This window comes from Staphylococcus ratti, assembly GCF_020883535.1.
In the GTDB taxonomy this organism is placed as follows: Bacteria; Bacillota; Bacilli; order Staphylococcales; family Staphylococcaceae; genus Staphylococcus; species Staphylococcus ratti.
On sequence record NZ_CP086656.1, the window covers coordinates 1 to 2,455 of the forward strand.

The following is a 2,455-nucleotide window of genomic DNA, read 5'->3' on the forward strand; positions in this document are numbered from 1 at the left end:
ATGAAACAGTGTAAAGAGAAAATAAAAAAAAATCAAGAGTTAAAACCTTTTAAAGATAAGCAAAAACGAAATGAAAAGTTTCAAAAAGTTATAAAACAATTTGTATCGGATTCGTATTATTGGCGGATTGAAGAGTGTGGGACTTTTTTAATGTTTGTGGGTGATATGACATTGGAGAAGATGAAAATGCATAAGGCGAATTTTTGTAAGCATCGATTTTGCCCAATGTGTGCATGGAGAAAAGCACGTAAAGATGCATTGGGTCTATCGTTGATGATGCAAGATATAAAGAATCATTATGATAAACGTTATATCTTTTTGACGTTAACGACGCCTAATGTGAAATCTGAACAATTGGTTGATGAAATTAAAAATTATAACAAGTCATTTGATAGGTTATTTAAACGTAATGTTGTAAAACAAGTAGTTAAAGGTTATGTGCGTAAACTAGAAGTAACGTACAATGCTTATAGAGATGACTATCATCCTCATTTTCATGTGTTGATTGCAGTTAATAAATCATATTTTACAGACAAAGATTATTATTTGAGTCAAAAAGAGTGGTTAAGATTATGGCGAGATGTAACAGGACAGTCAGAAATCACACAAGTTGATGTACGCCGTGTGAAAGAACAAGATAATAAGCAATTATATGAGATGGCAAAGTATACAGGTAAAGACAGTGACTATTTGGCAAATGACAATGTATTTAAGACGTATTATAATGCGCTTAAAGGGAAAAGGGTGTTTGCGTATGGTGGACTATTTAAAGACACACGTAAACGGCTTAAAAACGGGGATTTAGATTATTTAAAAGAAATTGATCCGACAAAATATATTTACCAAATCTTTTATGGATGGGACCGTGGAGATTACATTGCCAATGAAATAAGGCTGATGGATGAGCGTATGCAGGCAGAAGTAAACGGAAAAATGATAAATGAATTGGGAGAAGAACGTTAGCAAAACGCTAGCGTTTTTTTATTTATAACAAAACATAAAGAAATACGCATGGCATGGAGCGTAGGTCTGAGGGTGCCAATGGAATTGGCAAGGCGGAGCCGACCCAGCAGAGTGGTCAGACGAGCGAAATAGAATGCGTGGGCGAAGCCCTAAAGATAAAAAATAATAAAAACAAAAAAGAATTTGAACTTAGGTTTTGAATTTAGCGTTTAAAGCCGTTTAGAGCTATTTAAATTGAAATGAGTATAAAAGTATCTAAATGTCGTTAATCGATGCATAAACATTGTTTAAACGACAAATAAGGGCATTTAATCTTTTATGCCGAGAAAACATTTTGAAAGAGAAAAGAGCTGTATGTTATTTCAACTAGTTGAAAATGTTGGTGGGTTTGAATTGGGATTAGTTCCAAGAAAACACCAACAGGAAAACATACAGCTCAAAGTTTCTATTCAAAATGGAAATTGGAATAAAACTATTGTTAATGCGTGATTTTTAATATTATTAATGATATGAGTTTAAAAACAAGAAAAAATATTAGTGTTTTTATTATGAGTTCCGTAAAAGTTAATAAAAATGCACCTATAGTTTGGTGTTTAAATAAATTTATATTAGAAGTTGCTATAATCGTTGCTGCACCTAATATAAACCAATTGTTAGTTATTATTTTGACCATATTTTCACCCCTTAGATATGACCGTTAGTTGAACAGTAATCATCAAAAGCCGGCCATTTTCCTTTATGGGCTTTGCATGTTTTTGTTATTCCATAGTTCATTATTTCATCAAGTAGTTTTCCTGCTACTGCACCTCCGATAAATGATAAAACGTATAGCAGTGCTGGTGCTATTCTAGGTGTTGGTTGATTATTTTTATAGTCGGGTTTAAAGCCGACTTTTTTGTTAAATTCTTTTATTTGCTTATCGTTCATATTTTCAAAGAATGTTTTTAAATTTGTAGCTTGGTTTTTAGTTAATCCATTTTGTTTGGCATATTTTTCATCGAAGACGTATTTTTTGTTTTGTGGGTCGTATTTTAATGATTTTTGAATGATTTTGATTTGTTTGTCTGTAATTCCTTTTGTTTCTTTAGCTTCAGTTGTGTGAGGTGAAGCTATTGCTGTGATACTTAATATAAGAGCTAATAAGGGGAATAGTATTTTTTTATGTATTAATTTTTCCATATAGACACTCCTTAAATTATGTATTTTTTTATTTACTGTTTTTCTAGAGGGTAAACATTTTGTTGTTGTTTTTTTTAACGAGTGAAACGAGTTTTTTCTTTTCTTGATACTATCGGTAACATCTCACGGATACTAGAAATTGGGTTTAAACGTTGCTGTGACAGCATTAAAAGCAAAAAAACTTGTCGAATCCACCCTAAAAATGATAGATTTTAAGTGACTAATTCAAAAAATATCAAATAGAGGTGAAAAGACAAGTTTTTTCGTTATTAGTATACCTAATTTATAGCGTATAAACTTTGTTGTTAAGTTC

General features: G+C 31.4%; 3 protein-coding genes. 2 read left to right on the forward strand and 1 reads right to left on the reverse strand.

The genetic code is table 11. The features are described 5' to 3' along the window. Both LN051_RS11390 and LN051_RS11395 read left to right on the forward strand, forming a co-directional pair. A complete protein-coding gene (locus LN051_RS11390) occupies positions 1-963 on the forward strand; it encodes a protein rep (RefSeq protein WP_229293693.1) in 963 nt (320 codons plus the stop codon). A gap of 318 nt (positions 964-1,281) precedes the next feature. Further along, entirely contained in the window at positions 1,282-1,452 is a 171-nt protein-coding gene (locus tag LN051_RS11395; protein WP_229293691.1) for a hypothetical protein, read from the forward strand. 195 nt (positions 1,453-1,647) lie between these two features. Here the strand turns inward: LN051_RS11395 and LN051_RS11400 are convergent, their stop codons facing one another. Then, on the reverse strand, positions 1,648-2,142 hold the full coding sequence (locus tag LN051_RS11400; RefSeq protein WP_229293692.1) for a hypothetical protein: 495 nt from the start codon (positions 2,140-2,142) through the stop codon (positions 1,648-1,650). Between the last annotated feature and the right edge of the window lie 313 nt (positions 2,143-2,455).

Excerpts from the sequence above, each read along its gene's own strand:
- LN051_RS11390 (WP_229293693.1), top strand. The coding sequence starts at position 1 with ATGAAACAGTGTAAAGAGAAAATAAAAAAAAATCAAGAGTTAAAACCT.
- LN051_RS11395 (WP_229293691.1), top strand. The coding sequence starts at position 1,282 with ATGCCGAGAAAACATTTTGAAAGAGAAAAGAGCTGTATGTTATTTCAA.
- LN051_RS11400 (WP_229293692.1), bottom strand. The coding sequence starts at position 2,142 with ATGGAAAAATTAATACATAAAAAAATACTATTCCCCTTATTAGCTCTT.